The following is a 24,741-nucleotide window of genomic DNA, read 5'->3' on the forward strand; positions in this document are numbered from 1 at the left end:
TTGCTGGCCGGAGCGCCTTGACGCGGCTCACGTAACCATTAATTTTTCCAACTAAAATAAAATACCAAAGGTGAAGCCGAATGTATCTTGGATTGGATTTGGGCACGTCGGGTCTCAGAGGAATTCTGGTAGATGACAACGGCGATGTGCTGGGCGACGCTGAAGTCGGTATTACGACAGCAACACCAAAACCCGGATGGTCCGAGCAGAATCCATCGGATTGGATCGACGCATGTAACGAGGTTGTTGGGACGCTTCGCGCAGATAACGAACAGGCATTTGCTAAACTGCGAGGGGTCGGTCTGAGCGGGCATATGCATGGTGCAACCCTGCTTGATCACAACGGCGAAGTTCTGAGGCCGTGTATCCTTTGGAACGACACCCGGTCTGCTGAAGAGGCGAGACTGCTTGATGAGACGCCGCAGATGCGCACCATCTCGGGGAATATTGTATTCCCGGGGTTCACAGCGCCAAAACTGGAATGGGTGCGTTCGAATGAGCCGGACATGTTTAGAAAAACAGCCAAAGTCTTGCTGCCGAAGGATTTTTTGAGGTTTTGGCTGACAGGTGAATATGTTTCTGACATGTCAGACAGTGCCGGAACATCCTGGTTAGATGTCGGCAAACGAAAGTGGTCAGAAACAGCGCTGGCTTCGAGTCACATGCGCGCGGATCAGATGCCACGCTTGGTCGAGGGAAGCGAGCCGGGTGGTGAGCTAAGGAGCGAGCTAAAGCAGGCGTGGGGGCTTTCTGGCAAGGTTGTCGTGGCTGGTGGCGCGGGTGACAATGCAGCGGCGGCCTGTGGTATTGGCTGCATAGAAGACGGCGCGGGTTTTGTTTCCTTGGGAACTTCTGGCGTTATGCTTGTTGCAAGGGATGCATATGCGCCTGCGCCAGAAACTGCGGTGCACTGTTTTTGCCACGCTGTTCCTGAAAAATGGATACAAATGGGGGTTATACTCTCAGCTACAAATAGCATGAACTGGCTATCGCGAAACTTAGGTCAACCTGTTGAAAAACTTGCTGCGTTGCTACCAGAAAGCTTAACCGGCCCATCTTCGATTACGTTTCTGCCATATCTCTCAGGTGAGCGAACCCCTCATAATGACAGCTTGATCCGGGCAGCTTTCTTAGGCGTTGACGTCGCATCCGAACCCGCTGATCTGACCCAGTCTGTGATGGAGGGTGTCGCGTTTGCGATGAGAGATTGCATGGAGGCCTTAAAAAGCACAGGAACCTCACCGACGAGCCTGACGGCAGTCGGAGGAGGTGCGCGATCCAAATTCTGGTTGGAAACATTGGCAACAGTGCTGAAGGTGCCGCTGACCGTGCCCAAAGGCAGCGAATTCGGAGCGGCCATGGGGGCGGCACGTCTCGCTATTTGTGCGGCAAACAACGCAGAGCCAAGCGAAGTTATGACGCCGCCCGACATTGAGGCAAGCATAGAGCCACGAAGTGAACTGATCGATTCATACGAAAATGAATACGGGCGATACCGACAGTTCTACAAGGCATTAGCGCCGTTAGCAGAGAAATGACGCTCGAAACAGAAAAGCTCTCTCGGATCAAAACCGTCGTGTTGTTCGACGGAGATATGCGTGCTGCAGTATTAAATTATGGGGCCATCACACAAGGGTGGTGGTACAAGGACGTGCCATTTGTTCTCGGGTTTGATGATCCAACCGCGTATTTTACCGACACAAGTTACATGGGCGCAACTGTTGGACGCGTGGCAAACAGAATTGGCGGTGCGCAATTTTATTTGGAAGGCAGCCATTTCGAATTGAGCGCCAATGAGGGTGAAAACACCCTCCACGGCGGAGCGGATGGGCTTTCCAAGCAATTCTGGAACCTTGAGCAGATCGCGTCCAACGAGGCCGTATTAAGTTATCACTCACGGGAAGGTGAAAGCGGTTTTCCCGGGGAAGTCAGGTTCGAAGTCCGCATCACGCTGCGATCCACAAGATTGAGTTATACGTTCACGGCGCTTCCTAGCCAGCCTACACCCATTAGCCTCACCCAACATAACTACTACACTTTAGGTAGCTCAGAAGGCGTCGATGCGCACAAACTGAAACTTGCATCAAACCGGTATCTGGAGCTCGATGATCTGGGAGTTCCAACCGGTCGGCAGTGTGCGACCGCAGGTAGCCAATTGGATTTTTCAACACCAAAGTCGATCGGGCGCGTTCGAGAGGGGATCGATCACTACTTCTGCTTTGACCAAGATCGTGACCCGAACGCTCCAGTTGCGGTTTTTTCAGCGCCCTCTGGTCTTGCTCTGTTGGCATATTCTGACCAACCCGGAGCGCAAATCTATTCAGGTGCCAAGTTAGCCAAGCCACTTTGTGGTTCGTCTGGTTTGTGTATTGAGCCGTCTGGTTACCCTAACGCACCTAATATTCCGTCGTTTCCGTCGATTACAGTTACACCCGATGAACCGTATCGGCAGATGCTTACCTTAGAGGTCGCTGAGGGTTGATATGAGAGCAAGCACGCTACCCCTCGTTCTCGCATTCTGGGTCGCTGCTTTTGGAGGCGCTGGTGCTCAGGAACTCGGGCCGATACCAGAGTTTCTTGAACCGGATTTCGACCGTGTAGAGCTTGGGCAGCTGCTATTCTACGATCCGATTTTGTCTGGCAACAAGAATATCAGTTGCGCAACTTGCCATCACCCCGATCTTGGCACGTCAGACGGTCTGTCCCTTGGCATCGGAGAGGGGGGGCTTGGGCTGGGCACCAAACGCACGTTGGGTTCTGAAAACACTCCTGAACAACGCATTCCGCGCAACTCTCCAGGACTTTGGAACCTCGGGGCCGTTGAATTCACAACTTTTTTTCACGACGGGCGGCTGGAAGCAGACCCAACGCAACCAAACGGTATCAGGACGCCTTTGGGCACGCACATGCGACCTGGATTCCAATCGGCGTTGGCAGCGCAAGCCATGTTTCCGGTTCTGTCCGCCGACGAAATGGCGGGGCACTATTCCGAAAATGACGTGAGCAAAGCAGTCCGACTTGGACTTCTGACTCAGCAAGGTGGCGCTTGGGACTTGATTGCAGGGCGCGTCGCAGCGATCCCGGAATATAAACAACGGTTTGAAGAGATCGCGCCAGAAGATGAGATCACTCTTACCGCTATTGCCAATGTGGTTGCGGATTTCATTGCGTTCGAATGGCGCGCCGACAACAGCCCCTTTGATCGCGCGATGCGAGGCGAGGGCAAACTGTCAGAAGAAGCCCAGTTGGGCATGAATTTGTTTTATGGAAAAGCTGGGTGTAGCAGTTGCCACTCGGGCTGGTTCCAGACAGATCACAGCTTTCATTCGATTGCATTGCCACAGATCGGGCCTGGAAAAGCAGCGCGATTTGAGAACCACGTTCGAGACGACGGGCGCCTTCGGGTAACGGGTCGCGCAGAAGACGCATTTAATTTTCGCACGCCATCGCTCCGCAATGTGACTTTGACCGCGCCATATGGGCACAACGGTGCCTTTTCCCAGCTTGAAGACATAGTGCGCCACCATTTGGATCCCGTAGCGTCTTTGCAAAATTATTCGATCGAAATGGCCGATTTACCAGAATTCCCTGGTTCTGACGATCAAGGGGCGTTATTGGATCAACAACACTTGGAAGCCATTGCGCAAAGCAACGATGTGTTAAAGGTCGACCTGACGGATCGCGAAATCAACGCACTTCTTAGTTTTTTGGGCAGCCTCGAAGATCCAGCGCAGCGGTTAGGTGTTCCTGATCAAGTTCCAAGCGGGCTACCTGTAGATCGATGATCAACGAAGGAATTCAACAATTTGGTTAGAGGTGACTGACCGCCATTCGTCAGCTTCTCCGTTTGGCCAAGTCATCCGAATTTGTACTTCGCGTTCACTTCCCAAGCCAAAATGATGAAATCCGGCGATGCCACCAGCATGACCGCCCCCAACTGTTATTTCGCGGGTTTGCACACCTTTCGAGGTTCTGACTTCAATAAACCCACCGACGGCTGCCCGGTTGGATTGATCCTGAGAGACATCAACCAACAGCCAATTGCCCATCTGAGAAATGTTCTGACTAACCTCAAGCGCTGAACCCCGGTTGACAACCACCAGATCGAGCCACCCATCGTTGTTCAAATCTGCAAGAGCCGCGCCGCGTGATTTTGCCATCGAAGCAACGCCGGCCTTATCCGAGGCTTCGATGAACTGACCTTCATCTGTCTGTAATAGCAGGTTATTGGGGTCGTTTAGCGCGGCATCTGGCATTTGCTCTACGTTACCCTTTGCGATGAAAATATCGTCCAAGCCGTCGTTGTTGACGTCACCGAACTGCGCGTGCCACCCGGTCGATGGTCTTCCGTCATTGCCGACATGTGGTCTATGAGCCGTTGTGCCTTTTGCATAGGTTGCGTCGCGCCAAGTTGGGCCATCGGTGTCAGAGTCGAAAACCTGTAACTTCTGATCACCCATGGATGTCAGGTAAACTTCAGGAAAGCCGTCTCCCGTCAAATCTCGTGACGCGATCCCCATTCCCCATATTGAATAGGGTAACCATCCTTCTTGGGACGCATACAACCGTGGTTCCGGTTCCATGGCCCATAGCTGCTCTTGGCCGTTGCGAACATAATAGTGCCGGTCATTGCTGACACGAAGGTCTGCACGTCCGCTTCGCGCCCAGTCTGAAAACAGAATTGAAAGCGAACAATGGCCGGGCTCAAGATATCTTGGTGGCACGTAATTGTGCCCTTTCGGACGATATAGAAGTGTCGGCCCACAAGACTCAAACGGGCCTTCGGGGTCAAACCGGTCCACGTAGGTTCCGAATGCCAAAGTCGGTAGCAATTGATTGTCTTCCCAAGTGGCTGAGAAACCTGTTGTCCAGTGGTCTTCTGATCCAAAGCCAATGCCCTGGAAGGGGCGGAACTGGCAATTTGGCAGTCCTTGAAGCAATAGATCTTCGCCCACACGCAAAATCGCCAAATCCATCAAGCCATCGCTATCAATGTCCAATGGGTACGCGCCCGTCACTCCGGTCAGCGAGAGTTGATCAGGAGTATCCGCCCGAAAGGACACCGCGTCCTCCGAGGTGTTTGTGAACAGTTGAGATCGATTTGAACCGCCAGCAAAGAACAACTCAGGCAGAGTGTCCCCATTGCAATCGAAAACGGCTACTCCTCCGCCAACAAAATGTTCCCAACCACCATCATAGATATGCTGTGTTGTTTCGACACTTTTGAACGCTGGGGCAAGCGATTCAGCACTGGCGCTTGAGGCAAGAAACAAAAGTGCTGGAAGCTCAGGACGCATTCGCTTTTAGCTCCTTAACTTTAAGGATCGAGATTTGCTCAATCCCATAAGCTGCCGCGCCTTTGGCCCACATAAGGTCACCCCAATCATGAACCTTGATTTCAGGCAAAGGGGCGTCGACGCTAACAACACCCTGTCGGATACGCTTCATCACTTCGTCTGTGAAAAGATGTTCGAAGCCCATTTGCTTGCCTGAGACAATTATGCACTCAGGGTCATATAAATTGATCAGATTAGAAATCCCCAGGCCGAACATCTGACCAGCGCGGGCAAGTACCAACGAAGCTCGTTCATCCCCTGATTGTGAGCGAGCGTATATGTCAGCAACACTCTGCATTGGGCTGTTATGTCCGCTCACGGTCATCTCACGCATCAACGCGTAATCACCAACATAAGCTTCCAGGCACCCGCGTTGACCGCATTGGCACAAGGCGCCATCCAGTTGAACTTTGGTGTGTCCAAACTCTGCTCCGCAGCCTCGTTCGCCGCGATAGAGTTTTCTGTCCAGAACGATGCCAAGGCCGACGCCGTGTTCGATGGTGACAACCAGGAAATTCTTTAGACCTTTTCCAAGCCCGAACAACTGTTCCGCCTTCGCAACGAGGTTGGCGTCATTGTCTACGAATGCCGGGCAGGGAAGCTCGTTTGATAGCAGCTTATTGCAATCAATGTTTCGTTCGGTCAGCGACGATGACCAGTGAACGAAATTCCTTTTTGCATCGACAAGGCCCGCCACTCCTATTGATACGCCTGCTAAGTCATAGATTGAGATGTTAATTCTCTCGCAAGTGGCACCCAAGGCTTTGCGTATGGCCAGCACAAAATCCGCCGGTGACATTCTGGCGTGTTCCAGTGGGTACTTGTGCGATGTGACTTCGTTGCCTTCAAAATCGACCAGAATAACCGAGATTACTTGGCGCGCTACTTTCAGACCCGCGACCAGATGCGATTTACCGTCCAATTGTAGTAAAACCCTGGGTCTGCCTCTCTTGCCAGAATTGGGCTGCGCCTCGCCTTCAATTTCTTTTATCAGTCCGGCTGATATCAAATCGGCAGTTGCTGTTGTGACGGTTGCGGGGCTGGTTTGCAAAGCTGCCGCGATATCGATCCGCGAGACTGAGCCCCGAGCGCGTATGTGCTCCAATACCCGCAGACGGGTAGCGTTTCTTTGTTCCAAAGAAACCGAAGAGGCTTTGCTTTTCAGCATCTTTTCCTCGCGAATCTGACCTTTGGGTCAATCTATTTGAATTTGCGTGCATCTTGTAGGCCAAATATTTTACCGGCTGAAATAAATGTGATATTTAAAATTGAGGGCCGCGAATCAACAACAGATGGCTCTGCAAATGGGAGGAAATCATGAAAAGAATTCTCAGCTTCTCAGCTGTGGCTACGTTGCTGGCCTCGACCGCGTTCGCAGAGCCGGTGGTCGGTGTAAGCTGGTCCAACTTTCAGGAAGAACGTTGGAAGACGGACGAAGCAGCAATCAAGTCGGCACTAGAAGCCGGTGGGGCCGAATATATCTCGGCCGATGCGCAATCGTCTTCGGCTAAGCAGCTTTCGGACATTGAAAGCTTGATCGCTCAAGGTGTGGATGCGCTTATTATTCTGGCGCAGGACGCTCAGGCGATCGGGCCGGCCGTTCAGGCAGCTGCTGATGAAGGTATCCCGGTGATTGCGTATGATCGCCTGATTGAGGATGACCGTGCGTTCTACCTGACCTTCGACAATGTGGAAGTCGGTAGAATGCAGGCCCGCGCTGTTTTTGAGGCCATGCCCAAGGGCAACTACGTGATGATCAAGGGCTCTCCTACCGATCCAAACGCGGATTTCCTGCGTGGTGGTCAGCAAGAGATCATCGGGGCGGCGGTCGACAGCGGTGACATCGTCATCGTAGGCGAGGCCTATACAGATGGTTGGCTTCCGGCGAACGCGCAGCGGAACATGGAACAGATACTGACAGCAAATGAAAACAACGTGGATGCGGTCGTCGCCTCGAATGACGGTACAGCAGGTGGCGTTGTTGCGGCACTGACTGCACAGGGCATGGAAGGTATCCCGGTATCCGGCCAAGACGGTGACCACGCCGCACTGAATCGCGTCGCACTGGGAACTCAAACAGTTTCAGTTTGGAAAGATGCACGTGAGCTTGGTAAAGCAGCCGGCGAAATCGCGGTCGCGTTGAGCGGTGGAACAACCCCTGCGGATGTCGAAGGTGCAATTAGCTGGACGTCGCCAGGCGGGACCGAGATGAACTCGGTCTTCCTTGCGCCCGTACCAATCACCAAAGACAACCTGTCCGTCGTTGTGGACGCTGGTTGGATTCCATTGGAAGACTTGTGCCAAGGCGTTGAAAACGGCCCTGCGCCCTGCAACTAAACTCTAATGTCCCTGGCCCTTTCGGGGGCCGGGAACCATTGCTGACTATGAAAGATCGGATATGACCGAAACTTCGTCTCAGCCGGTACCTGAAAAAGCGAAACCCAACCTGTTCCAGCAACTGGAACTGGATATGCGGCTTTTGGGAATGATCGGCGCGTTTGTCATCCTGTGCATCGGGTTCAATATCGTCACAGATGGTCGATTCCTGACACCTCGCAACTTGTTCAACCTTTCGATCCAGACGGTTTCAGTCGCCATCATGGCATGCGGGATGGTGTTCATTATCGTTACTCGGCACATCGACTTATCGGTTGGAGCACTGCTGGCGACAACTTCGGCCGTGATGGCAATGACGCAAACCGAGCTTTTACCACAAGTACTGGGGATGGGTTTGAACAACCCGGCAACCTGGGCGATCACAATCGTCGTCGGTTTGTTTGTCGGAACGCTTATTGGTGCATTTCATGGCTGGATGGTCGGGTATTTAACGATACCAGCATTTATCGTGACACTTGGCGGGTTTCTGGTTTGGAGAAACGTGGCGTGGTATTTGACCAGCGGCCAGACGATTGGTCCACTGGATAGTACATTCCTGATGTTTGGCGGGACCAACGGAACCTTAGGGACAACGACAAGCTGGCTGTTTGGGTTGTTCGCTACTGCAATTGCAATCTGGGCTTTGTGGAGTGGCCGACGTGCAAAGGCGGCACATGGTTTCCCTGTAAAACCTGTTTGGGCCGAAGCTACGTTGGCCGGAATAATCGCGATTGCCATTCTTGGGTACGTCTACATTGTAAACAGTTACGCCATTCCGACACGCAGACTGCAACGCATGTTCGAAACGCGCGGAGAGACGATGCCCGAGGGGTTGGTCGTCGGGTACGGCATACCGATATCTGTCCTCATCTTAATCATGGTGGCTGTAACGCTGACTGTCGTGGCGCGGAAAACCCGATTTGGCCGCTACATTTTTGCCACCGGCGGCAACCCAGACGCGGCAGAGCTTTCCGGCATCAACACGCGGCTGCTGACCGTGAAAATCTTTGCGCTAATGGGGTTCCTGTGCGCGGTATCCGCAGTGGTCGCGTCGGCCCGTCTGGCAAACCACTCGAACGATATTGGTACGTTGGATGAGCTACGGGTCATTGCCGCCGCTGTTATCGGTGGGACCGCACTGTCCGGTGGCATCGGCACCATTTACGGCGCAATCCTGGGCGCACTGATCATGCAAGCGCTTCAATCAGGCATGGCTATGGTTGGCGTGGACGCACCGTTTCAGAACATCGTGGTCGGCAGCGTTCTTGTGCTGGCCGTTTACATCGACATCGTCTACCGCAAGCGACTGGGGGCAAAATAATGCAGGCTCAGGATACGCAGAAAACACCCTCCAACTCCGGACGTGGTTCCGGCGCACCGCCATTAGTCGAGATGCGCGATATCTCGATTTCCTTCGGTGGGATCAAAGCCGTCGACCATGTGTCGGTCGATCTTTATCCCGGTGAAGTCGTTGGCTTGCTGGGACATAACGGGGCAGGGAAGTCCACGTTGATCAAGGTGCTGTCAGGTGCCTATCAAATGGATAGTGGCGAGATATTGATTGATGGTAAGCCCGTCGAGATAGGAAACCCTCGAGACGCTCGGGCGAACAATATCGAGACAATCTACCAGACCCTCGCCTTGGCCGACAATCTGGATGCGACGTCGAACCTGTTCCTGGGGCGTGAGATGACAACGCCTTTTGGCTTGGTCAACGATGCAGCTATGGAAGCTGAGTGCCGCAAGATCATGGCGCAGCTGAACCCGAATTTTCAAAAGTTCAATGATCCTGTTTCTGCTTTGTCTGGTGGCCAAAGACAGTCTGTGGCGATTGCCCGCGCCGTCTATTTCAATGCTCGCATATTGATAATGGACGAGCCGACAGCAGCGCTCGGGCCGCATGAAACGCAGATGGTGGCGGATCTGATCCACCAGTTGAAGGCGCAAGGAATCGGGATCTTCCTGATCGACCACGACGTACATGCGGTCATGGAACTGTGCGATCGCGCTTCGGTCATGAAGAACGGGAAACTGGTTGGGACTGTCGATATTGCCGACGTCACTGATGACGACCTTTTGTCGATGATTATTCTCGGGAAACAGCCAGCACAAAAAGCAGAATAGGGGGCAGGTATGCCAAGCGGATTTTTTGATGGGATCGAACGGGTTCAATTTGAAGGTGAGAACACAAAGAACCCGCTGGCCTTTCGCCACTACAACCCGGACGAAATAGTTCTGGGTAAGCGTATGGAAGACCACCTGCGATTTGCAGTGGCATGGTGGCATTCTTTCGCGTGGGAGGGCGGAGATCCTTTTGGCGGACCCACGTTTGAACGGCCCTGGCACCCTCAGGACGATATGGGCAGAGCCCGCACGAAAGCGGATATTGCATTCGAAATGTTTGAAATTCTGGGTCAGCCTTACTTTTGTTGGCACGACGCGGACATACGCCCCGAACAGGGCAACTTTGCCGATAACCTCAGAACGCTGGAGCAAATCACCGACTACATAGGTGAAAAGATGCAGGTTTCTGGCACCAAATTGCTTTGGGGTACGGCCAACATGTTCAGCCATCGGCGATGGATGTCTGGCGCCAGCACCAACCCGGACCCTGACGTTTTTGCCTTTGCCGCAGCAACAGTGAAATCCTGTTTGGATGCTACTCACAAATTGGGGGGTGAGAATTACGTTCTGTGGGGTGGCCGTGAAGGGTACGAAACTCTGCTGAACACGGATATGAAAACCGAGTTGGACCACATGGGTCGGTTCCTGAACATGGTTGTGGAGTACAAACACAAGATCGGGTTCAAAGGCACCATTCTTGTGGAACCCAAACCCCAGGAACCGTCAAAGCACCAATACGACTATGACGCGGCAACTTGCATCGGGTTTTTAAGGAAATACGGTTTGGAGAACGAGGTTAAGCTGAACCTTGAGCAGGGTCACGCTATCCTTGCCGGACACAGCTTCGAGCATGAAATTGCGGTCGCCGCATCCGAAGGAATGCTTGGCTCGATTGATATGAACCGCAATGACTACCAATCCGGATGGGATACAGATCAGTTCCCCAACAATACTCCTGAAGTTGCCTTGGCTTACTACTACATACTCAAAGCAGGTGGTTTCACGAACGGAGGCACAAATTTCGATGCCAAAATACGTCGACAGTCAATTGACGCCAAAGATCTGGTGGCCGCTCATATTGGGGGTATGGATATCTGCGCACGGGGTTTGAAGGCCGCCGCGGCAATGATTGAAGATGGCGGTTTGGAAGACGCGCTGGCAGATAGGTATTCTGGCTGGAACACTCCATCGGCGGCATCGATGTTAGAAGGAACTTTGGAGCAGATATCCGCCCGGGTTTTGGAGGAAGGTATTAATCCAATCCCAAGGTCCGGACGTCAGGAGATTTTGGAAAATTACGTGAACAGGTTTGTTTAAACGCGGTTTGATCAAGCTAAAGACTGGTCTTTTGGCGGACGCTGGGATTGTAAAAATTCACCGTTGTTTTTGCTCGGCTTCAACCGTTCTACAGAGTTTGCGGGTCTATTTTGTACTCAGAATATAAGCACTGCATGCATCTGTAATGTCTTTGAACCGGGTCCTTTCGTTGACGTATAGATAGACCTGCCGCTTGTCAGGCAAGTCCGCAAGCTCTCGAAACGCGGTGTTGTCTGGAATGAAGCGTGCAATGGTTTTCGGCAAAATGGTCACCCATTTGCCAGTTCCAACCATGGCGATCAATGAGTGCGTGTTGTGGATGGTGACATCGGCATCTTTGATCGCAGTCACAAAACGCGGGGTCTGGATGAGATCACACAAAGTGTTTCGTACAAATGGGGCTGCAATTACTTCATCCAGGGTGGGGGGCTCGGCCCGTGTGTTGAGCGGATGATCGGACGCGCACACTAGCCCGAAACGGTCCTCGAAAAAGGGCGTCGCTTTGATGCCTTTCAAAGGATGAAACCCCGAGGCAATACCGATGTCTGCTTTACCATTTGCAAGGGCGTCCAGAACTTGCTGCGTATCTGCATCCCTAAGCTCGACCTTAAGCCCTGGAAACCGATTGGTCATGTGTTCTAGTACGTCAGGAAAGATCAAGGCCGCGACGGAAGGAACCGAGGCTATTCTTATCTGCCCGTTGGCGGCATCAGCGGCAGCTTGGATGGATTGCACTGTCTGATCAAACTGGCGGATTTGTTTCAGGGACATTTCGAATACCTGCTCTCCCAGCGCGGAGAGGTGGTTTTTGCGCTCGCCGACGAACAGTTTTTTTCCCAAGTGGTTTTCGAATTGCTTCAACATCATCGAGACTGCCGATTGCGTGCGCCCCAATCGATCAGCGGCTTCAGACAAGTTGCCGCTTTGCGCGACGGCGCAAAAGCAGCGCAGCATTTCAATCTTAATGGTCATATTTCAATCTAACTGAAGTTTTCTTCAATTGTTTGAGTTTGACTGATGTTGGGCGAGAAGTCCATTCTGTGCCAAAGCTTTTTTGTTTTGGGGCAAACTGTGACCAACCTTAATCTGATCGCTGGCGAATGGCTTGCCGGCGAAAGCGAGATCGAAAACCGCAACCCTTCTGATTTGAGCGATCTGATCGGCCATTTCGCCCAAGCGAATACGGATCAGTTAGAGGCGACATTGGATCAGGCGCGCATCGCGCAAATCGAGTGGGCGGCTTATGGGCTCGAACGTAAACAATCCGTGCTGATGAATATCGGCAACGAATTGATGTCCCGCGCCGAAGAGTTAGGTCGCTTACTCAGCCGCGAAGAAGGTAAACCGCTTGCAGAAGGCAAGGGCGAGGTCTATCGGGCCGGGCAGTTTTTCACCTACTACGCTGCCGAGTGTCTGCGCCAGATCGGCGAGAATGCGGACTCTGTGCGTCCTGATATCGAGATCGATGTGCGGCGTGAGGCTGTCGGTGTTGTCGCCGTCATCAGCCCTTGGAACTTCCCGACGGCCACAGCGTCTTGGAAGATCGCACCTGCGCTTTGCTACGGCAATGCAGTGGTCTGGAAACCTGCCAACATAACTCCGGCTTCAGCAGTTGCGCTTACTGAAATCATCAATCGTCAGGACATCCCTAAAGGCCTGTTCAGCCTAGTGATGGGCGCAGGCCGATCCATTGGACAGCAGCTGGTGGAAAGCCCCAAGGTCAATGCGATCTCGTTTACCGGGTCGGTTCCAGTCGGCAAGGGGATTGCTGCGGCCGCCATTCAGAACCTGACCAAAGTACAGATGGAAATGGGATCGAAAAACGCGTTGGCAGTAATGGACGACGCGGATCTCGACCTGGCTGTTTCGCTTGCGCTGGGCGGTGCTTTCGGTGGCACCGGTCAGAAGTGTACGGCATCTTCGCGGCTTGTGGTCCATTCCGCTGTGCATGATGCTTTTGTTGAAAAACTGGTGGCAGGGGCTGAGGCGATGAAAGTGGGTCACGCATTGGAAGATGGAACTCAGATGGGCCCCGTTGTCAGTGAACAGCAACTGGCTGAGAATTTAGCCTACGTTGAACTGGGTAAATCCGAAGGTGCCGAACTAGCCGGTGGCGGGCAGCGTTTGGACATGCCGCTCGACGGCTACTACATGAGTCCCGGAGTGTTTCTGAACACAACCAACGACATGCGCATCAATCGAGAAGAGATGTTTGCGCCCCTTACTTCGGTCATCAAGGTCGGCAGCTATGACGAGGCTTTGGCCACCGTAAACGATACTAATTTCGGCCTGACTTCGGGCATCGTCACGCAAAACCTTGCGCGCGCTACGCATTTCCGTCGCAACGCGCGGACCGGTGTTGTGACAGTGAATCTGCCGACGGCAGGTACGGATTATCATGTTCCTTTCGGAGGGCGAGGCGACAGCTCGTACGGTCCGCGTGAACAAGGTAAGGCTGCGGCCGAGTTCTACACGACGGTCAAGACTGCATACATCAGCGCTGGAAAGCCGACGTGATGCGGATTGATGGGCTGCAATACGCCAATTGGTCGGAAAAAGTTTTTCGGCAATTACGCGAAGGGGGTGTGGATGCAATCCATGTCACCATCGCTTACCACGAGAATTTTCGCGAATCCGTTCTGAACTTTGAAAAGTGGAACAGGTGGTTCGAACAGTACCCCGATCTGATCATGAAAGGGCTGTGGGCCAGCGATATCGATAAAGCTCGTGAAACCGGGCGTACAGCAGTGTTCTTTGGGTTTCAGAATCCGTCGCCTATCGAAGATGACATCGGTTTAGTCGAGATTGTTCACACGTTAGGTGCGCGGTTCATGCAACTGACCTACAACAATCAATCTTTGCTGGCCACAGGCTGCTATGAAGCCGAGGACACCGGCATAACGCGCATGGGCCGTCAGGTGATCAAAGAGATGAACCGGGTTGGGCTTGTGGTGGACATGAGCCATTCCGCTGACCGATCAACCATTGAAGCAGCTGAATTGTCCGAGCGTCCGATTGCGATCACCCATGCCAACCCGTTCGATTGGGCACCCGCCCTGCGCAACAAGCGCGATGCAGTAATCCGGGCCGTAACTGAAAACGGTGGGATGCTGGGATTTTCGATCTATCCTCATCACCTGAAGGGTAAGTCGGACTGCACATTGGACAGCTTTTGCGAGATGATCGCGCGGGCGGCAGAGAAATATGGCCCAAACCATCTCGGGATCGGCACGGATCTATGCCAGGATCAGCCCGATAGTGTTGTCGAATGGATGCGAGTTGGACGTTGGTCCAAGGAGATTGACTATGGAGAGGGATCGGCCAGCAATCCGGGCTTTCCCCCGATGCCGGGATGGTTCCGGGACAATCGGGACTTTGAAAATATCGAAGAAGGGCTTCGTGAGACCGGCCTTAGCCAAGAAGAAGTGGCCGGAATAATGGGGGGCAATTGGTATAGGTTCTTTGCAGAGAACTTCGGTGCTCAAGGGTAGTTGAATGGACGCACAAGAGCAGACAAGGATCGAAAGACGAGACCCGGAAACCGTGATGCGGTTGTCTCGACTGGGGTCTTTGCATCAGTGTAGGCTCAGCTTCATGCGACAGCTCACTCGCCGCATGGCCCGAGAGAAATGGTCGTTTTCACGCTCTGTATTCGATATCGATGCCAATGGCGTCGGCAGGGCCGTCTATACAGCCCACGGACCTGAACGGGCGTATTCCCTGGTCGCCTTTGCACATGATCTACCGCCAGAAAAACGGTCGGACCGTGTGATCGCCGAAGCTTGGGATGCTACCTTTGCATTGTTCGATGGCATCCCCACTGAAGCCGATATCGAGCGTCTTTCACAAAACGTGCCCTTGCAGGAGGCAGGGCGGATCAGTGAAAGCGAGCTCTCGTTGTCGCGTGCCAACCGCTCGGTTCGGCTGTGGGATCATGTCGTTGACGCGCTAGCCGCAGGACGGCAGCCGGATTTGGAGCAAATCTATCAGGTCGGCTATTTGATGCGTACGACGGCTGTTTACGGTTCGGGCAAGTTTGGGGCTGCAGATCGAGAGAAAGTTGCAAACCGCCCGGAAACCCATGCACCGTTTCAGGTCGAAATGCTGTCGGTTTTCCTAACCCGAACGTTCGTGCGAGACCTCGTACAACACATGGCCAATATCAAAGGTGCCGACCAAGCCGCTACGCTAGATCCGGATATTGCCCGTTGGTTGGGGATTGGCAATTCTACGGGTCTTGGAATGGCGCCATTCATAGTCAACCACCCCGTGCTGTTCAACAACTGGGTCATGGCGCGGGAAGAGGCCATTGCGCGTGTCCGGTCGGTAGAACGCGCCTCAGACGCCGAAGTGGAAAGTTTTAGAGATCTATTTCAGCGAAGCCAGTTGTCGATGTCTTGGTGGCGTTCTCAGCACCCCATACAGATAGAAAAACTGACATCGCTGAACAACGAACTGCGCGAGATTGAGGACTACGTGCACCAGGAGGATTTGAGCCGAAACTTCCCTTGGGACCGATTGATGGTATGGGCAGAAAATGCCCTGAGTGAAGAAGGGCAGGAGTTTGTCGCATCACTGATCCTGGAACCTTACCAAGGGCTCGTGGACGGGTTGGGCAGCTGTATGTCAGACAGTAATGCGCAGGCGCTTGTAATCGACGGAGCGATGCCTATCGGGCGAACACGCGATCTAATCAGGGAAACATATGGTTGGGCGTTAGATCTTAATTGGGAGAAACGCGAAAACTGCTCTCGGGCTTGGTATGTGTCGGAAGAAAAGCTGGAACCCCGGATGGGCGAACGGTTTGAAGAGCCGATATCAGAGTACGAACAGCCTTTGGCCCCGGCGCGGGACGCAGCCGCGGCGTATCTAGCTTTGGGCGAATGGGAAGATAATCGGCCTGTGGCCGAATTCTTGCTCAGCCATCCGGAACATCGCCATACGATCCGTCGTGTTCAGATGACCCGTTTCGCGCCCTATGGCGAAATCCGGGACAACACCATCGGGTCCGAGGTGCTACCCATCGACATGCTGCGGGCAAAGCTGTCTTTCTTTGGCGCGACCCATTTTGATCCACGCTCAGATCGCTGGGTGCGCATCTGTATGTATGCTGGCGCACCATACCCAGAGGAACTGACGTCTGAAAACGCAGACTTTTGGGTTTATCCTAGGGTGACGTCTTGAACTTTTCGATGAATGAAATCGAGGCGACTGCCAAACGGGCCACGCGTGGCGCAGGATATTCCTGGGGGCAGGCGGAGGAGGCGTCAAAGGCAACGCGTTGGTTATGCTCGCAAGGTTTGGATGGGACGGCGGCGTTGTCTCACTTATTGAATCTTGGGCTGGCCGCGAACCCGGCATCGCACCGTCCCCGCCAAGTGCAAGGGCGGCTGTGGCAGGGCGAGAGCGAACTTTGCCCGTTGTTTGTAGGGCCTCTTTTGTCCGACAGTGTTCATCTGCTGAAGACAGGTTTGATTGAAGCGCGGGGCGTCGTCGTGCCTGCCCTGTTACTGCCGTTTGTCTCCAATGCAGCATGTATGTTGAATGATGTGTTGACGGTTGAAATCGACGGGGCGCGAGTGGTGATCGACGCAAACTACCATGCAACCCGAGACGGTTTGCCCACCGTGGCCAAAATGGTCACCGTTTCGCTTGGTGGGGCGATCTCCGCTCCTTGCGAGCAGCACACGCGCGCGCGTCCTAATCAAGATGATTGGGATGCTCTGAACCGCTTAGCCCATCGCACCTATGCCCCTGCAACCGAGGAATCTCGCTTGTTGGGTGCAGGTGCTGGGATTTCTGATCATGATTGAAGAGACACCAATGTGACCGACACGCTAACCCTTACTCTTGCCGAAATCGAAGATCTGTCCTTTCGCGCGCTCGTCGCAGCGGGTACGTCTGAAGAAAACGCACGCCCCTTGGCGCGAGCGACCGCAGCGACCGAAGCAGACGGCGTTGCTAGTCACGGACTGGCCTATATCCCGATCTATTGCGAGCATGTGCAATGCGGTAAGGTTGACGGGGCGGCAATTCCTGTTCTGTCGCGTCCCAAACCCGGCGTAGTATCGGTGGACGCCGCAACAGGCTTTGCGCATTCAGCTATTGATGTAGGTTTTGAGGTTTTAGTTCCCAGCGCACGTGAACAAGGCGTCGCGGTTTTGGCCATCAAAAACAGCTACAATTGTGGTGTTCTAGGTTACCACACATATCGGTTGGCACAGGCTGGGCTGGTTGGTCTGGGATTTACCAACGCGCCGGCGTCAATTGCTCCGTCTGGCGGGGCGAAACCGGTTGTGGGTACTAATCCATTCTCTATCGCCGCTCCCAGTACTGATGGTGAGCCGGTCCTGCTGATTGACCAGAGCGCCAGTACCATCGCTAAAAGCGAAGTCATGAAACACGCCCGAGAAGGCAGGCCGATCCCTGTTGGGTGGGCGCTTGATGCAGAAGGTAATCCGACGACTGACCCAGAGGTCGGCTTAAAAGGATCCATGGCACCATCAGGTGGATACAAAGGTGTCGGCATCGCTTTGATGGTGGAGCTCATGGCGGCAGCTTTGACTGGTGCCACGTTGGGTATCAATGCCTCGCCGTTTTCCGGAACTGCAGGAGGTCCACCAAAAACCGGGCAATTCTTCATAGCGATTGACCCGAATGCGACGGCGTCGGGCGCGTTTGAGATTGGTGTTTCCAATTTGGTAAATGCGTTCAATTCTCAGGAAGGGGCTCATTTACCCGGAGATGGCCGCCGCGCCAAACGTCTGTTGGCACGAAATTCAGGTGTCGCAGTAAGTAGAACCACGCTCGCCAAAATCGATAGCTTTTTGTGACGCTGGATCGAAAGGGGCAAATAGGGTGACGGGAGGCGGAAGCCGTTACCTAGCGATCTCTGGCTCAATTCGATTAATGTGAACTTAAAGATCAGTTGACTTGGCGAGAGCTCAGATGGCATTTCCGCCGAGATCGACTTGTGGCAGCATTTAATTTCGTGGGTTTCTCGAACAGTTATCTCGTTCCAATCGTGCGCATCATTTGGCGAAAGAAAAGTAACGGAGCCAAACGACCAAGGACGCTCGACAGCGTTACAACTCGACCAACGGGAACTAAGTCTTTTCGTTTTTGCTGCCCTCGTAAGATAACCCGCGCTGCGTCTTCGGGCTTCACGTAGTCAACGCCGCCGTTAGTTGATCCCGGGCGAACAAACCCTTTTTGGTCTGTGTCCGGTTGCCCAATATTGGTGGCAAAAAAGAAGTCGCAGCAACGGTCACGCGAGCGCTATGAAGCGCGATTGCAGCGCCGCATTAAATTTTTCCTTGCCTAAATTGGAACGTTCCACTAAAGAAATGGAACGTTCCAAAAATAGGGTGGTATGATGAACTGGGTATTCGTTGGGGCAAGCACGATAGCTTCGCAGCATATGCTCAACGCGGTGCGCCAACAGGCGGTCAACGATGTGACCTGGATTGTCAGCAATTCTCCAGATCGCGTGAAGGCGTGGGCTGACGAACATGACATTAAGGGTGCAACCACCGAACTCAGTGTGGCTCTGTCGGACCCCGATGTTCACGCTGTTTATATTTCTTCTACGAATGAGAAACACCATGCTCAAGCCATGGCGGCAATATCCGCTGGCAAGCACGTCCTGTGCGAAAAACCTCTTGGGATGACGCAACAGGAAGCAATTGAAATGGTGCGTGCCGCCGATGACGCAGGAGTGGTTTTCGGCACGAACCATCATTTGCGGTGTTCGGGTAGCCATCGCGCAATTCGTGATCTCATCGCAAGCGGTCGCGTCGGAGAAGTTCTTTCGCTGCGGATTCACCACGCGGTGCACTTGCCGGGACACTTACAGGGTTGGAGAATAAATTCCGCAGATGCAGGTGGGGGCGTAATCCCGGATATTGTCGTGCACGACGCCGATGTTACCCGCTTCCTTTTGCAGGAAGACCCCAAGTCAGTCGTCGCGCAAATGACCAGCTCAGGAATGGGGCAGGGGGTTGAGGACTCGTGCATGTCTGTGTGGACTATGCCTTCTGGTGCGATGGTTGTGACGCATGAAAGCTTTACGCATCCCTTTGCAGGTTCGGGGTTGCAAGTGCACGGAACGAAAGGCTCAATTTTTGCAGACGGTGTGATGACGCAACTTCCAGTGGGAAGCATCACTTTGGTTACGGAATCAGGGCGTGAAGACATCCCGTTTTCCGATCACTCTCTCTATGTGCAGGGCGTGTCGGATTTCGTCGCCGCAGCCGAAGGGCAGGGGCGCCCGGCCGCAGATGGCCCGGACGGAGTAAAGTCGCTGTCCGTGGCGTTGAGCGTGAGAGAAGCCGCCGCATCCGGCGCGCGCGTTAATGTAGACTACGGTGGCTTCTGATGACCAAGCTTGTTTCAGTTTCAGAGGCGGTCGCACGCATCCCTGACAATGCTGTTGTTACTGTTTCTTCCTCTTCGGCACTAGGTTGTCCTGACCTTGTCCTCAAGGCGCTTGGAGAGAGGTTTCGTTCAGAAGGGCACCCGCGCAATATCACGACACTTCATCCGATCGCTGCGGGCGACATGTATGGTGTGAAAGGTATGGAGTATCTGGCGCAGGATGGGCTGTTGAGCCGCGTGCTTGCTGGGTCGTATCCTTCGGGACCTTCCAGCCTTGAAATGCCGGAAATCTGGAAAATGATCGTTGAAAACCGGGTGGCTGCCTACAACGTGCCGTCGGGTATTCTGTTTGACATGCATCGCGAATCCGCCGCGCATCGACCCGGCGTTCTGACGCAGGTCGGACTTGATACATTCGTGGACCCTGTACGCGAGGGATGCGCCATGAATGAACGTGGATCGGCCGCACCCATCGTGGATAGAAAAGAGTTTGACGGCCAGACTTGGCTACACTTCCCGAATATCAATCCCAACGTGTGTATACTGCGGGCGACGACAGCGGATGAATTCGGCAACCTGACCTATGAACATGAAGGGGCTTATCTAGGTGGTCTGGAACAGGCGATCTGCGTCCGTAACCATGGTGGGTTGGTCATCGCTCAGGTGCAGCGCGTCACAGCAGAGGGCAGCCTGCGTCCTCATGACGTTCGTGTGCCGGGGCATCTGATTGATCTGATCGTTGAAGACCCTGATCAAATGCAGACAACAGAAACCCCTTATGATCCAGCCATTTCCGGTCAGATCATGCGTCCGTGGGACAGCTTCTCGCTTGCTGAACATGGTGTTGAAAAGGTCATCGCGAGACGAGCCGCACAGGAACTTCGAACTGGAATGAGCGCCAATCTGGGCTTCGGTATAAGCGCTATGGTTCCACGCATTCTGCTGGAAGAGGGGCATGCGCAGGCCGTGACATGGGCGATTGAACAGGGCGCGGTTGGTGGCGTTCCGCTGACAGGCTTCGCCTTCGGATGCGCCTCAAACGCGCATGCTTTTGTTCCATCGCCACAGCAGTTCATCTATTTCCAGGGCGGTGGGTTCGACATGTCGTTCCTGTCGTTCCTTGAGGTCGACGTCGAAGGCAATGTGAACGTTTCGAAACTTGGCAAGAAACCATATCTAACAGCGGGTTGTGGTGGATTTGTCGATATCACCGCCCGGGCGAAAAAGATCGTCTTCTCCGGTTGGTTCGAAGCCGGTGCGAAGATCGAACTTGCGGAAGACGGCATACGAGTGAACGCCCCGGGCAAGTTTACCAAGATGGTGGACAAAGTCGAACACGTTACGTTCTCAGGTCGCCGAGCACGGGAAATCGGACAGGATGTTATCTATGTAACCGAACGGTGTGTGATCCGATTGACTGACGATGGGCTTGTAGCCACCGAGATCATGCCTGGTATCGACGCGCAGCGCGATATTGTTGCGGCATCTGAGGGGCGTGTCAGGGTTGCCGAGAACGCTACTCTGATGACCAACTCTTTGTTCAATGACGGCCCGATGGGGATGCGGTTATGAGCAGTATCGGCTTTCACATCGACGGTGCGACGGCAGTTCTGACCTTGGACAACGTAGCCAAACTGAATGCTCTGACGGTTGATATGCTCAACGCGCTGGAGGCACACGTGCAGGAGGTGGAGCGTCGTTCTGATACTCGCGCGCTAATCCTGACTGGCGCAGGGGAAAAAGCCTTCTGTTGCGGTGCCGACATTGGAGCGTGGGGCGGGCTGAGCCCGGCGGAATTCGCACGCCATTGGGTGCGGGACGGGCATCGGATTTTTGACCGGTTGACCAGGATTGGGAAACCCACCATTGCCGCGATCAACGGGCATGCCTTCGGCGGTGGGTTGGAGTTAGCCAGTTGCTGCGATTTGCGCCTGATGACACCGCGCGCCACGCTTGCCTTGCCCGAAGCAAGGGTCGGCATTGTTCCCGGATGGTCAGGTACACAACGTTTGACCCGGCTGATTTCGGAAAGTGCAGTAAAAGAGATGGCCTTGTTCGGTCGCCGCCTAAGTGCCGATCGGGCGGTTGCACTGGGATATGCCACCGAAATCGCTGACGACGTACTTTCGCGCGCACTCGAGATCGCTATGGAGGCCCAGGCTCTGTCCCCCCGTGCCACCGAAATTTCGAAAAACATGATCCATGCTGCAGTTGGCGAAGACACACAAGCGGTTGTCGAGGCACTGGGCAGTGCGGCAATCGCAGCCTCGGCTGATCGCGACGAAGGTGTCACAGCCTTCATGGAAAAACGAAACCCTCAATTCTCGGGCCTCTGACCACATGAACGACATGACTATCAATCCTGCCATTCCATTCGAAATGCCTGCATTGTTCGAAGGCCGGCATCTGATCAACGGTGAATGGCTGGATAGCGCGTCAGGAGAGACATTTGAACGCCGCTCGCCATCACACGGCCATATCGTCAGCCGGTCCGCTTTGGGTGGCGAGTCCGAAGCCAACGCCGCGATCGATGCAGCGCGCACGGCGTTCGACAGCGGCGTTTGGAGTCGCGCATCCGGCAAAGAACGCGCAACTGTGCTGCTAAGGGTCGCCGAGTTAATCGAACAGAATGTCGACCGGATCGCCCTGATCGAAACGTTGGAAAGCGGCAAGCCCATCAGCCAGTCCAAGGGCGAGGTTGGAGGCGCCGCAGACCTGTGGCGCTATGCAGCTTCGCTCGCGCGCAGTACGCATGGCGACAGCCACAACACGCTGGGTGCGGATATGATGGGTGTCGTGTTGAAAGAACCCATCGGCGTTGTGTCGATCATCACGCCTTGGAACTTCCCATTCTGGATTCTCAGTCAGAAACTTCCTTTCGCTCTAGCGGCTGGCTGTACTGTTGTGGTGAAACCGTCTGAGATGACCCCGTCGACAACGCTTATGTTGGGTGAGCTTCTGATCGAGGCCGGTTTGCCCGCTGGCGTGTGTAATATCGTGCTTGGCTATGGCGTGCCTGTGGGCAGCGTGCTGTCAAACCACAAAGACGTTGATATGATCAGCTTCACCGGATCGACGGCCGTTGGTAAGACGATCAGCAAGACGGCTTCGGATACGCTAAAGAAAGTCGCGTTGGAATTGGGCGGCAAGAACCCGCAGGTGATCTTTCCCGACGCAGATCTCGATGCGGCTGCAGATGCGGTCGTTTTTGGTGTTTATTTCAACGTCGGTCAGTGTTGCAACTCCGGTAGCCGGATCATCGTGCACGAAGATATCGCCGAAGAGTTCAGTGCCCGAGTCGTCGCGTTGTCCGGGAAAGTAAAATTCGGTGATCCGCTGGACCCGTCCACACAAGTCGGCGCCATTGTTACCCGCGAGCATAATGCCAAGATCGACACTTTCGTTAAACAAGCGCAGGCTGCCGGTGCTAAAGTCGCTTTAGGAGGGGATCGATTGGCGGTTGAGGGGTTGGGTGACCAATTCTATCAACCGACCGTAATCACCAATGTTAACTCTGACATGCCTATAGCACGGGATGAGGTGTTTGGACCGGTTCTGTCGGTACTTACGTTCAAAACGCTGGACGAGGCCGTCGCCCTAACCAATGATAGCGATTACGGTCTATCGGCAGGTGTCTGGAGTACAAACGTACACACCTGCCTTGAATTCGCCCGACGCGCAGAAGCGGGCACGGTCTGGACTAATACCTGGATGGATGGGTTCCCCGAGGTCGCCTTCGGGGGCTTCAAACAATCCGGGCAGGGGCGGGAAGTCGGACGCTACGGGTTCGAGGAATTTTTTGAAGTGAAATCGGTGGTCATGCGCATCGGCGACAGTCGATCACCATGGGTACCGCAAGACTGATCGGCGCACTGTAAGGTGCCCGAAACAAGAAGATCGCATTATGGGAGGAGACAACAATGCGTAAAATGCTGAGAACAAAGTCGGTGATTGTGGCCGGGCTGTTGTGCACGTCTAGCTTGGCGCAAGCCGAAGAGGTTGAGGTTCTGCACTGGTGGACATCAGGTGGTGAAGCCGCAGCGCTGAACGTACTGAAAGATGATCTTTCCGGACAGGGCGTCGGCTGGACCGACATGCCGGTCGCTGGCGGCGGCGGTGAACAAGCGATGACAGTTCTACGTGCCCGCGTAACAGCAGGCAACGCGCCGACCGCCGTGCAGGGCTTAGGCTTCGATATTCAGGATTGGGCCGCTCAGGGTGCATTGGCGGACTTGAACGAAGTGGCCGCACAAGAAGGTTGGGACGACGTGGTTCCGGACGCGTTGAAGGCGTTTGCCAAATACGATGGCAAGTGGGTCTCAGCACCCGTGAATGTGCACTCGACCAACTGGGTCTGGGCAAACAAGGCGGTGCTGGATGCCAACGGCATTGCACAACCCACCAACTGGGATGAGTTCGTCGCTGCCGTTGAAGCTCTGAAGGCGGCCGGAGTGACCCCGATTGCGCATGGTGGTCAAGCTTGGCAAGACGCAACCGTGTTTGATGCCATTGCAATGTCGACCCTTGGACCAGACGGCTACAAGGCGGCCTTTGTTGACCTGGACGAAGAAACGCTTGGCGGCGATGCGATGAAAGAAGCGTTCGATCGTATGGCTTTTATTCGCGACAATGTTGACGAGAACTTCTCGGGCCGTGACTGGAACTTGGCGACTGCAATGGTCATCAACGGTGAAGCCGGTTTCCAGATGATGGGTGACTGGGCCAAGGGCGAATTCCTGAACGCAGGCAAGGTTCCGGGTCAGGACTTCCTGTGTTTCCGCTTCCCAGGCACTCAGGATCAGGTCACCTTCAATGCTGACCAGTTCATGATGTTCGATCAGGGCGGTTCGGTGTCGGCTGAGCAGGCTGCACTGGCCAGCGCGATCCTGTCGCCGTCCTTCCAGATTGCTTTCAACAAGGTGAAGGGCTCGGTTCCCGCTCGGACGGATGTTGACGGTAGCGAGTTGGACGCATGTGGTCAGCAAGGCATGAAGGACCTGGCAGCTGCGGCATCGTCTGGCAACCTGTTCGGGTCCATGGCGCACGGCCACGCGGCGCCTGCCTCGGTCAAGAACGCGGTCTATGACGTCGTCACAGCGCATTTCAACGGTGAATACGACAGTGAAACTGCCGTGGTTGAACTGGTCGATGCGGTGTCAATCGCCAAGTGATCCTCCCGATGGGGCGACTTTAGGGTCGCCCTGTCCCAAGA

At 54.2% G+C, this 24,741-nt stretch carries 20 protein-coding genes; 17 read left to right on the plus strand and 3 right to left on the minus strand.

All coding sequences use genetic code 11. From position 1 onward, the window contains the following. Positions 1-80: 80 nt before the first annotated feature. From xylB to ACR0L3_RS03430, 3 genes are read left to right on the plus strand one after another with little or no spacing between them, the layout of a single operon-like run. A complete protein-coding gene (gene xylB / locus ACR0L3_RS03420; RefSeq protein WP_480743650.1) occupies positions 81-1,538 on the plus strand; it encodes a xylulokinase in 1,458 nt (485 codons plus the stop codon). After that, entirely contained in the window at positions 1,535-2,482 is a 948-nt protein-coding gene (locus ACR0L3_RS03425) for an aldose epimerase family protein (RefSeq protein ID WP_480743652.1), read from the plus strand. Before xylB ends, ACR0L3_RS03425 begins: the two co-directional genes overlap by 4 nt. Before the next feature lies 1 nt (position 2,483). Further along, a complete protein-coding gene (locus tag ACR0L3_RS03430) occupies positions 2,484-3,785 on the plus strand; it encodes a cytochrome-c peroxidase (RefSeq protein WP_480743654.1) in 1,302 nt (433 codons plus the stop codon). Here ACR0L3_RS03430 and ACR0L3_RS03435 read toward each other — a convergent pair whose 3' ends face one another. Together ACR0L3_RS03435 and ACR0L3_RS03440 are read right to left on the minus strand one after the other, a co-directional pair. Beyond that, positions 3,786-5,297: a CRTAC1 family protein gene (locus ACR0L3_RS03435; RefSeq protein WP_480743656.1), complete on the minus strand. Its 1,512-nt coding sequence runs from the start codon at positions 5,295-5,297 to the stop codon at positions 3,786-3,788. Further along, positions 5,287-6,504, minus strand: a complete 1,218-nt coding sequence (locus ACR0L3_RS03440) for an ROK family protein (protein ID WP_480743658.1) — start codon at positions 6,502-6,504, stop codon at positions 5,287-5,289. Before ACR0L3_RS03440 ends, ACR0L3_RS03435 begins: the two co-directional genes overlap by 11 nt. A 149-nt stretch (positions 6,505-6,653) precedes the next feature. Between ACR0L3_RS03440 and xylF the strand changes: the two genes are divergently transcribed. From xylF to xylA, 4 genes are all read left to right on the plus strand, one after another. Then, positions 6,654-7,673, plus strand: coding sequence for a D-xylose ABC transporter substrate-binding protein (gene xylF, locus ACR0L3_RS03445; protein WP_480743659.1), 1,020 nt, complete (start codon positions 6,654-6,656; stop codon positions 7,671-7,673). Between the two features lie 61 nt (positions 7,674-7,734). Continuing rightward, on the plus strand, positions 7,735-9,033 hold the full coding sequence (locus ACR0L3_RS03450; protein WP_480743661.1) for a sugar ABC transporter permease: 1,299 nt from the start codon (positions 7,735-7,737) through the stop codon (positions 9,031-9,033). Then, a complete protein-coding gene (locus ACR0L3_RS03455; RefSeq protein ID WP_480743662.1) occupies positions 9,033-9,836 on the plus strand; it encodes an ATP-binding cassette domain-containing protein in 804 nt (267 codons plus the stop codon). The genes ACR0L3_RS03450 and ACR0L3_RS03455 overlap by 1 nt, the downstream gene beginning before the upstream one ends. Before the next feature lie 9 nt (positions 9,837-9,845). Next, complete coding sequence (gene xylA, locus ACR0L3_RS03460) at positions 9,846-11,153, plus strand: xylose isomerase (RefSeq protein WP_480743663.1); 1,308 nt, start codon at positions 9,846-9,848, stop codon at positions 11,151-11,153. 105 nt (positions 11,154-11,258) lie between these two features. Here the strand turns inward: xylA and ACR0L3_RS03465 are convergent, their stop codons facing one another. Then, positions 11,259-12,125, minus strand: coding sequence for a LysR family transcriptional regulator (locus ACR0L3_RS03465; protein WP_480743665.1), 867 nt, complete (start codon positions 12,123-12,125; stop codon positions 11,259-11,261). Between the two features lie 45 nt (positions 12,126-12,170). Between ACR0L3_RS03465 and ACR0L3_RS03470 the strand changes: the two genes are divergently transcribed. The 10 genes from ACR0L3_RS03470 (at position 12,171) to ACR0L3_RS03515 (ending at position 24,700) form a co-directional block, all read left to right on the plus strand. Continuing rightward, complete coding sequence (locus tag ACR0L3_RS03470; RefSeq protein ID WP_480743667.1) at positions 12,171-13,670, plus strand: aldehyde dehydrogenase family protein; 1,500 nt, start codon at positions 12,171-12,173, stop codon at positions 13,668-13,670. Continuing rightward, complete coding sequence (locus ACR0L3_RS03475; RefSeq protein ID WP_480744658.1) at positions 13,670-14,644, plus strand: membrane dipeptidase; 975 nt, start codon at positions 13,670-13,672, stop codon at positions 14,642-14,644. Before ACR0L3_RS03470 ends, ACR0L3_RS03475 begins: the two co-directional genes overlap by 1 nt. Before the next feature lie 4 nt (positions 14,645-14,648). Next, the gene (locus tag ACR0L3_RS03480) at positions 14,649-16,337 is read left to right on the plus strand and encodes a hypothetical protein (RefSeq protein ID WP_480743669.1); all 1,689 of its coding nucleotides are present in this window, start codon (positions 14,649-14,651) and stop codon (positions 16,335-16,337) included. After that, on the plus strand, positions 16,334-16,966 hold the full coding sequence (locus ACR0L3_RS03485) for a DUF3726 domain-containing protein (RefSeq protein ID WP_480743671.1): 633 nt from the start codon (positions 16,334-16,336) through the stop codon (positions 16,964-16,966). The genes ACR0L3_RS03480 and ACR0L3_RS03485 overlap by 4 nt, the downstream gene beginning before the upstream one ends. 12 nt (positions 16,967-16,978) lie before the next feature. Continuing rightward, complete coding sequence (locus ACR0L3_RS03490; protein ID WP_480743672.1) at positions 16,979-17,986, plus strand: Ldh family oxidoreductase; 1,008 nt, start codon at positions 16,979-16,981, stop codon at positions 17,984-17,986. 542 nt (positions 17,987-18,528) lie between these two features. Continuing rightward, a complete protein-coding gene (locus tag ACR0L3_RS03495) occupies positions 18,529-19,530 on the plus strand; it encodes a Gfo/Idh/MocA family protein (RefSeq protein WP_480743674.1) in 1,002 nt (333 codons plus the stop codon). Continuing rightward, the gene (locus ACR0L3_RS03500) at positions 19,530-21,101 is read left to right on the plus strand and encodes an acyl CoA:acetate/3-ketoacid CoA transferase (protein WP_480743675.1); all 1,572 of its coding nucleotides are present in this window, start codon (positions 19,530-19,532) and stop codon (positions 21,099-21,101) included. The genes ACR0L3_RS03495 and ACR0L3_RS03500 overlap by 1 nt, the downstream gene beginning before the upstream one ends. Next, complete coding sequence (locus tag ACR0L3_RS03505; protein ID WP_480743677.1) at positions 21,098-21,865, plus strand: enoyl-CoA hydratase/isomerase family protein; 768 nt, start codon at positions 21,098-21,100, stop codon at positions 21,863-21,865. Before ACR0L3_RS03500 ends, ACR0L3_RS03505 begins: the two co-directional genes overlap by 4 nt. A 4-nt stretch (positions 21,866-21,869) precedes the next feature. Beyond that, a complete protein-coding gene (locus ACR0L3_RS03510; RefSeq protein ID WP_480743679.1) occupies positions 21,870-23,393 on the plus strand; it encodes an aldehyde dehydrogenase family protein in 1,524 nt (507 codons plus the stop codon). Between the two features lie 56 nt (positions 23,394-23,449). Next, a complete protein-coding gene (locus ACR0L3_RS03515) occupies positions 23,450-24,700 on the plus strand; it encodes an ABC transporter substrate-binding protein (protein WP_480743681.1) in 1,251 nt (416 codons plus the stop codon). Positions 24,701-24,741: the final 41 nt, after the last annotated feature.

It is taken from the genome of Ruegeria sp. CK1 (assembly GCF_056536545.1).

Excerpts from the sequence above, each read along its gene's own strand:
- xylB (WP_480743650.1), top strand. The coding sequence starts at position 81 with ATGTATCTTGGATTGGATTTGGGCACGTCGGGTCTCAGAGGAATTCTG.
- ACR0L3_RS03505 (WP_480743677.1), top strand. The coding sequence starts at position 21,098 with ATGAGCAGTATCGGCTTTCACATCGACGGTGCGACGGCAGTTCTGACC.
- ACR0L3_RS03480 (WP_480743669.1), top strand. The coding sequence starts at position 14,649 with ATGGACGCACAAGAGCAGACAAGGATCGAAAGACGAGACCCGGAAACC.
- ACR0L3_RS03465 (WP_480743665.1), bottom strand. The coding sequence starts at position 12,125 with ATGACCATTAAGATTGAAATGCTGCGCTGCTTTTGCGCCGTCGCGCAA.
- ACR0L3_RS03515 (WP_480743681.1), top strand. The coding sequence starts at position 23,450 with ATGCGTAAAATGCTGAGAACAAAGTCGGTGATTGTGGCCGGGCTGTTG.
- ACR0L3_RS03470 (WP_480743667.1), top strand. The coding sequence starts at position 12,171 with ATGTTGGGCGAGAAGTCCATTCTGTGCCAAAGCTTTTTTGTTTTGGGG.
- xylF (WP_480743659.1), top strand. The coding sequence starts at position 6,654 with ATGAAAAGAATTCTCAGCTTCTCAGCTGTGGCTACGTTGCTGGCCTCG.
- ACR0L3_RS03475 (WP_480744658.1), top strand. The coding sequence starts at position 13,670 with ATGCGGATTGATGGGCTGCAATACGCCAATTGGTCGGAAAAAGTTTTT.
- ACR0L3_RS03450 (WP_480743661.1), top strand. The coding sequence starts at position 7,735 with ATGACCGAAACTTCGTCTCAGCCGGTACCTGAAAAAGCGAAACCCAAC.
- ACR0L3_RS03425 (WP_480743652.1), top strand. The coding sequence starts at position 1,535 with ATGACGCTCGAAACAGAAAAGCTCTCTCGGATCAAAACCGTCGTGTTG.
- ACR0L3_RS03430 (WP_480743654.1), top strand. The coding sequence starts at position 2,484 with ATGAGAGCAAGCACGCTACCCCTCGTTCTCGCATTCTGGGTCGCTGCT.
- xylA (WP_480743663.1), top strand. The coding sequence starts at position 9,846 with ATGCCAAGCGGATTTTTTGATGGGATCGAACGGGTTCAATTTGAAGGT.
- ACR0L3_RS03455 (WP_480743662.1), top strand. The coding sequence starts at position 9,033 with ATGCAGGCTCAGGATACGCAGAAAACACCCTCCAACTCCGGACGTGGT.
- ACR0L3_RS03435 (WP_480743656.1), bottom strand. The coding sequence starts at position 5,297 with ATGCGTCCTGAGCTTCCAGCACTTTTGTTTCTTGCCTCAAGCGCCAGT.
- ACR0L3_RS03500 (WP_480743675.1), top strand. The coding sequence starts at position 19,530 with ATGACCAAGCTTGTTTCAGTTTCAGAGGCGGTCGCACGCATCCCTGAC.
- ACR0L3_RS03510 (WP_480743679.1), top strand. The coding sequence starts at position 21,870 with ATGAACGACATGACTATCAATCCTGCCATTCCATTCGAAATGCCTGCA.
- ACR0L3_RS03440 (WP_480743658.1), bottom strand. The coding sequence starts at position 6,504 with ATGCTGAAAAGCAAAGCCTCTTCGGTTTCTTTGGAACAAAGAAACGCT.
- ACR0L3_RS03495 (WP_480743674.1), top strand. The coding sequence starts at position 18,529 with ATGAACTGGGTATTCGTTGGGGCAAGCACGATAGCTTCGCAGCATATG.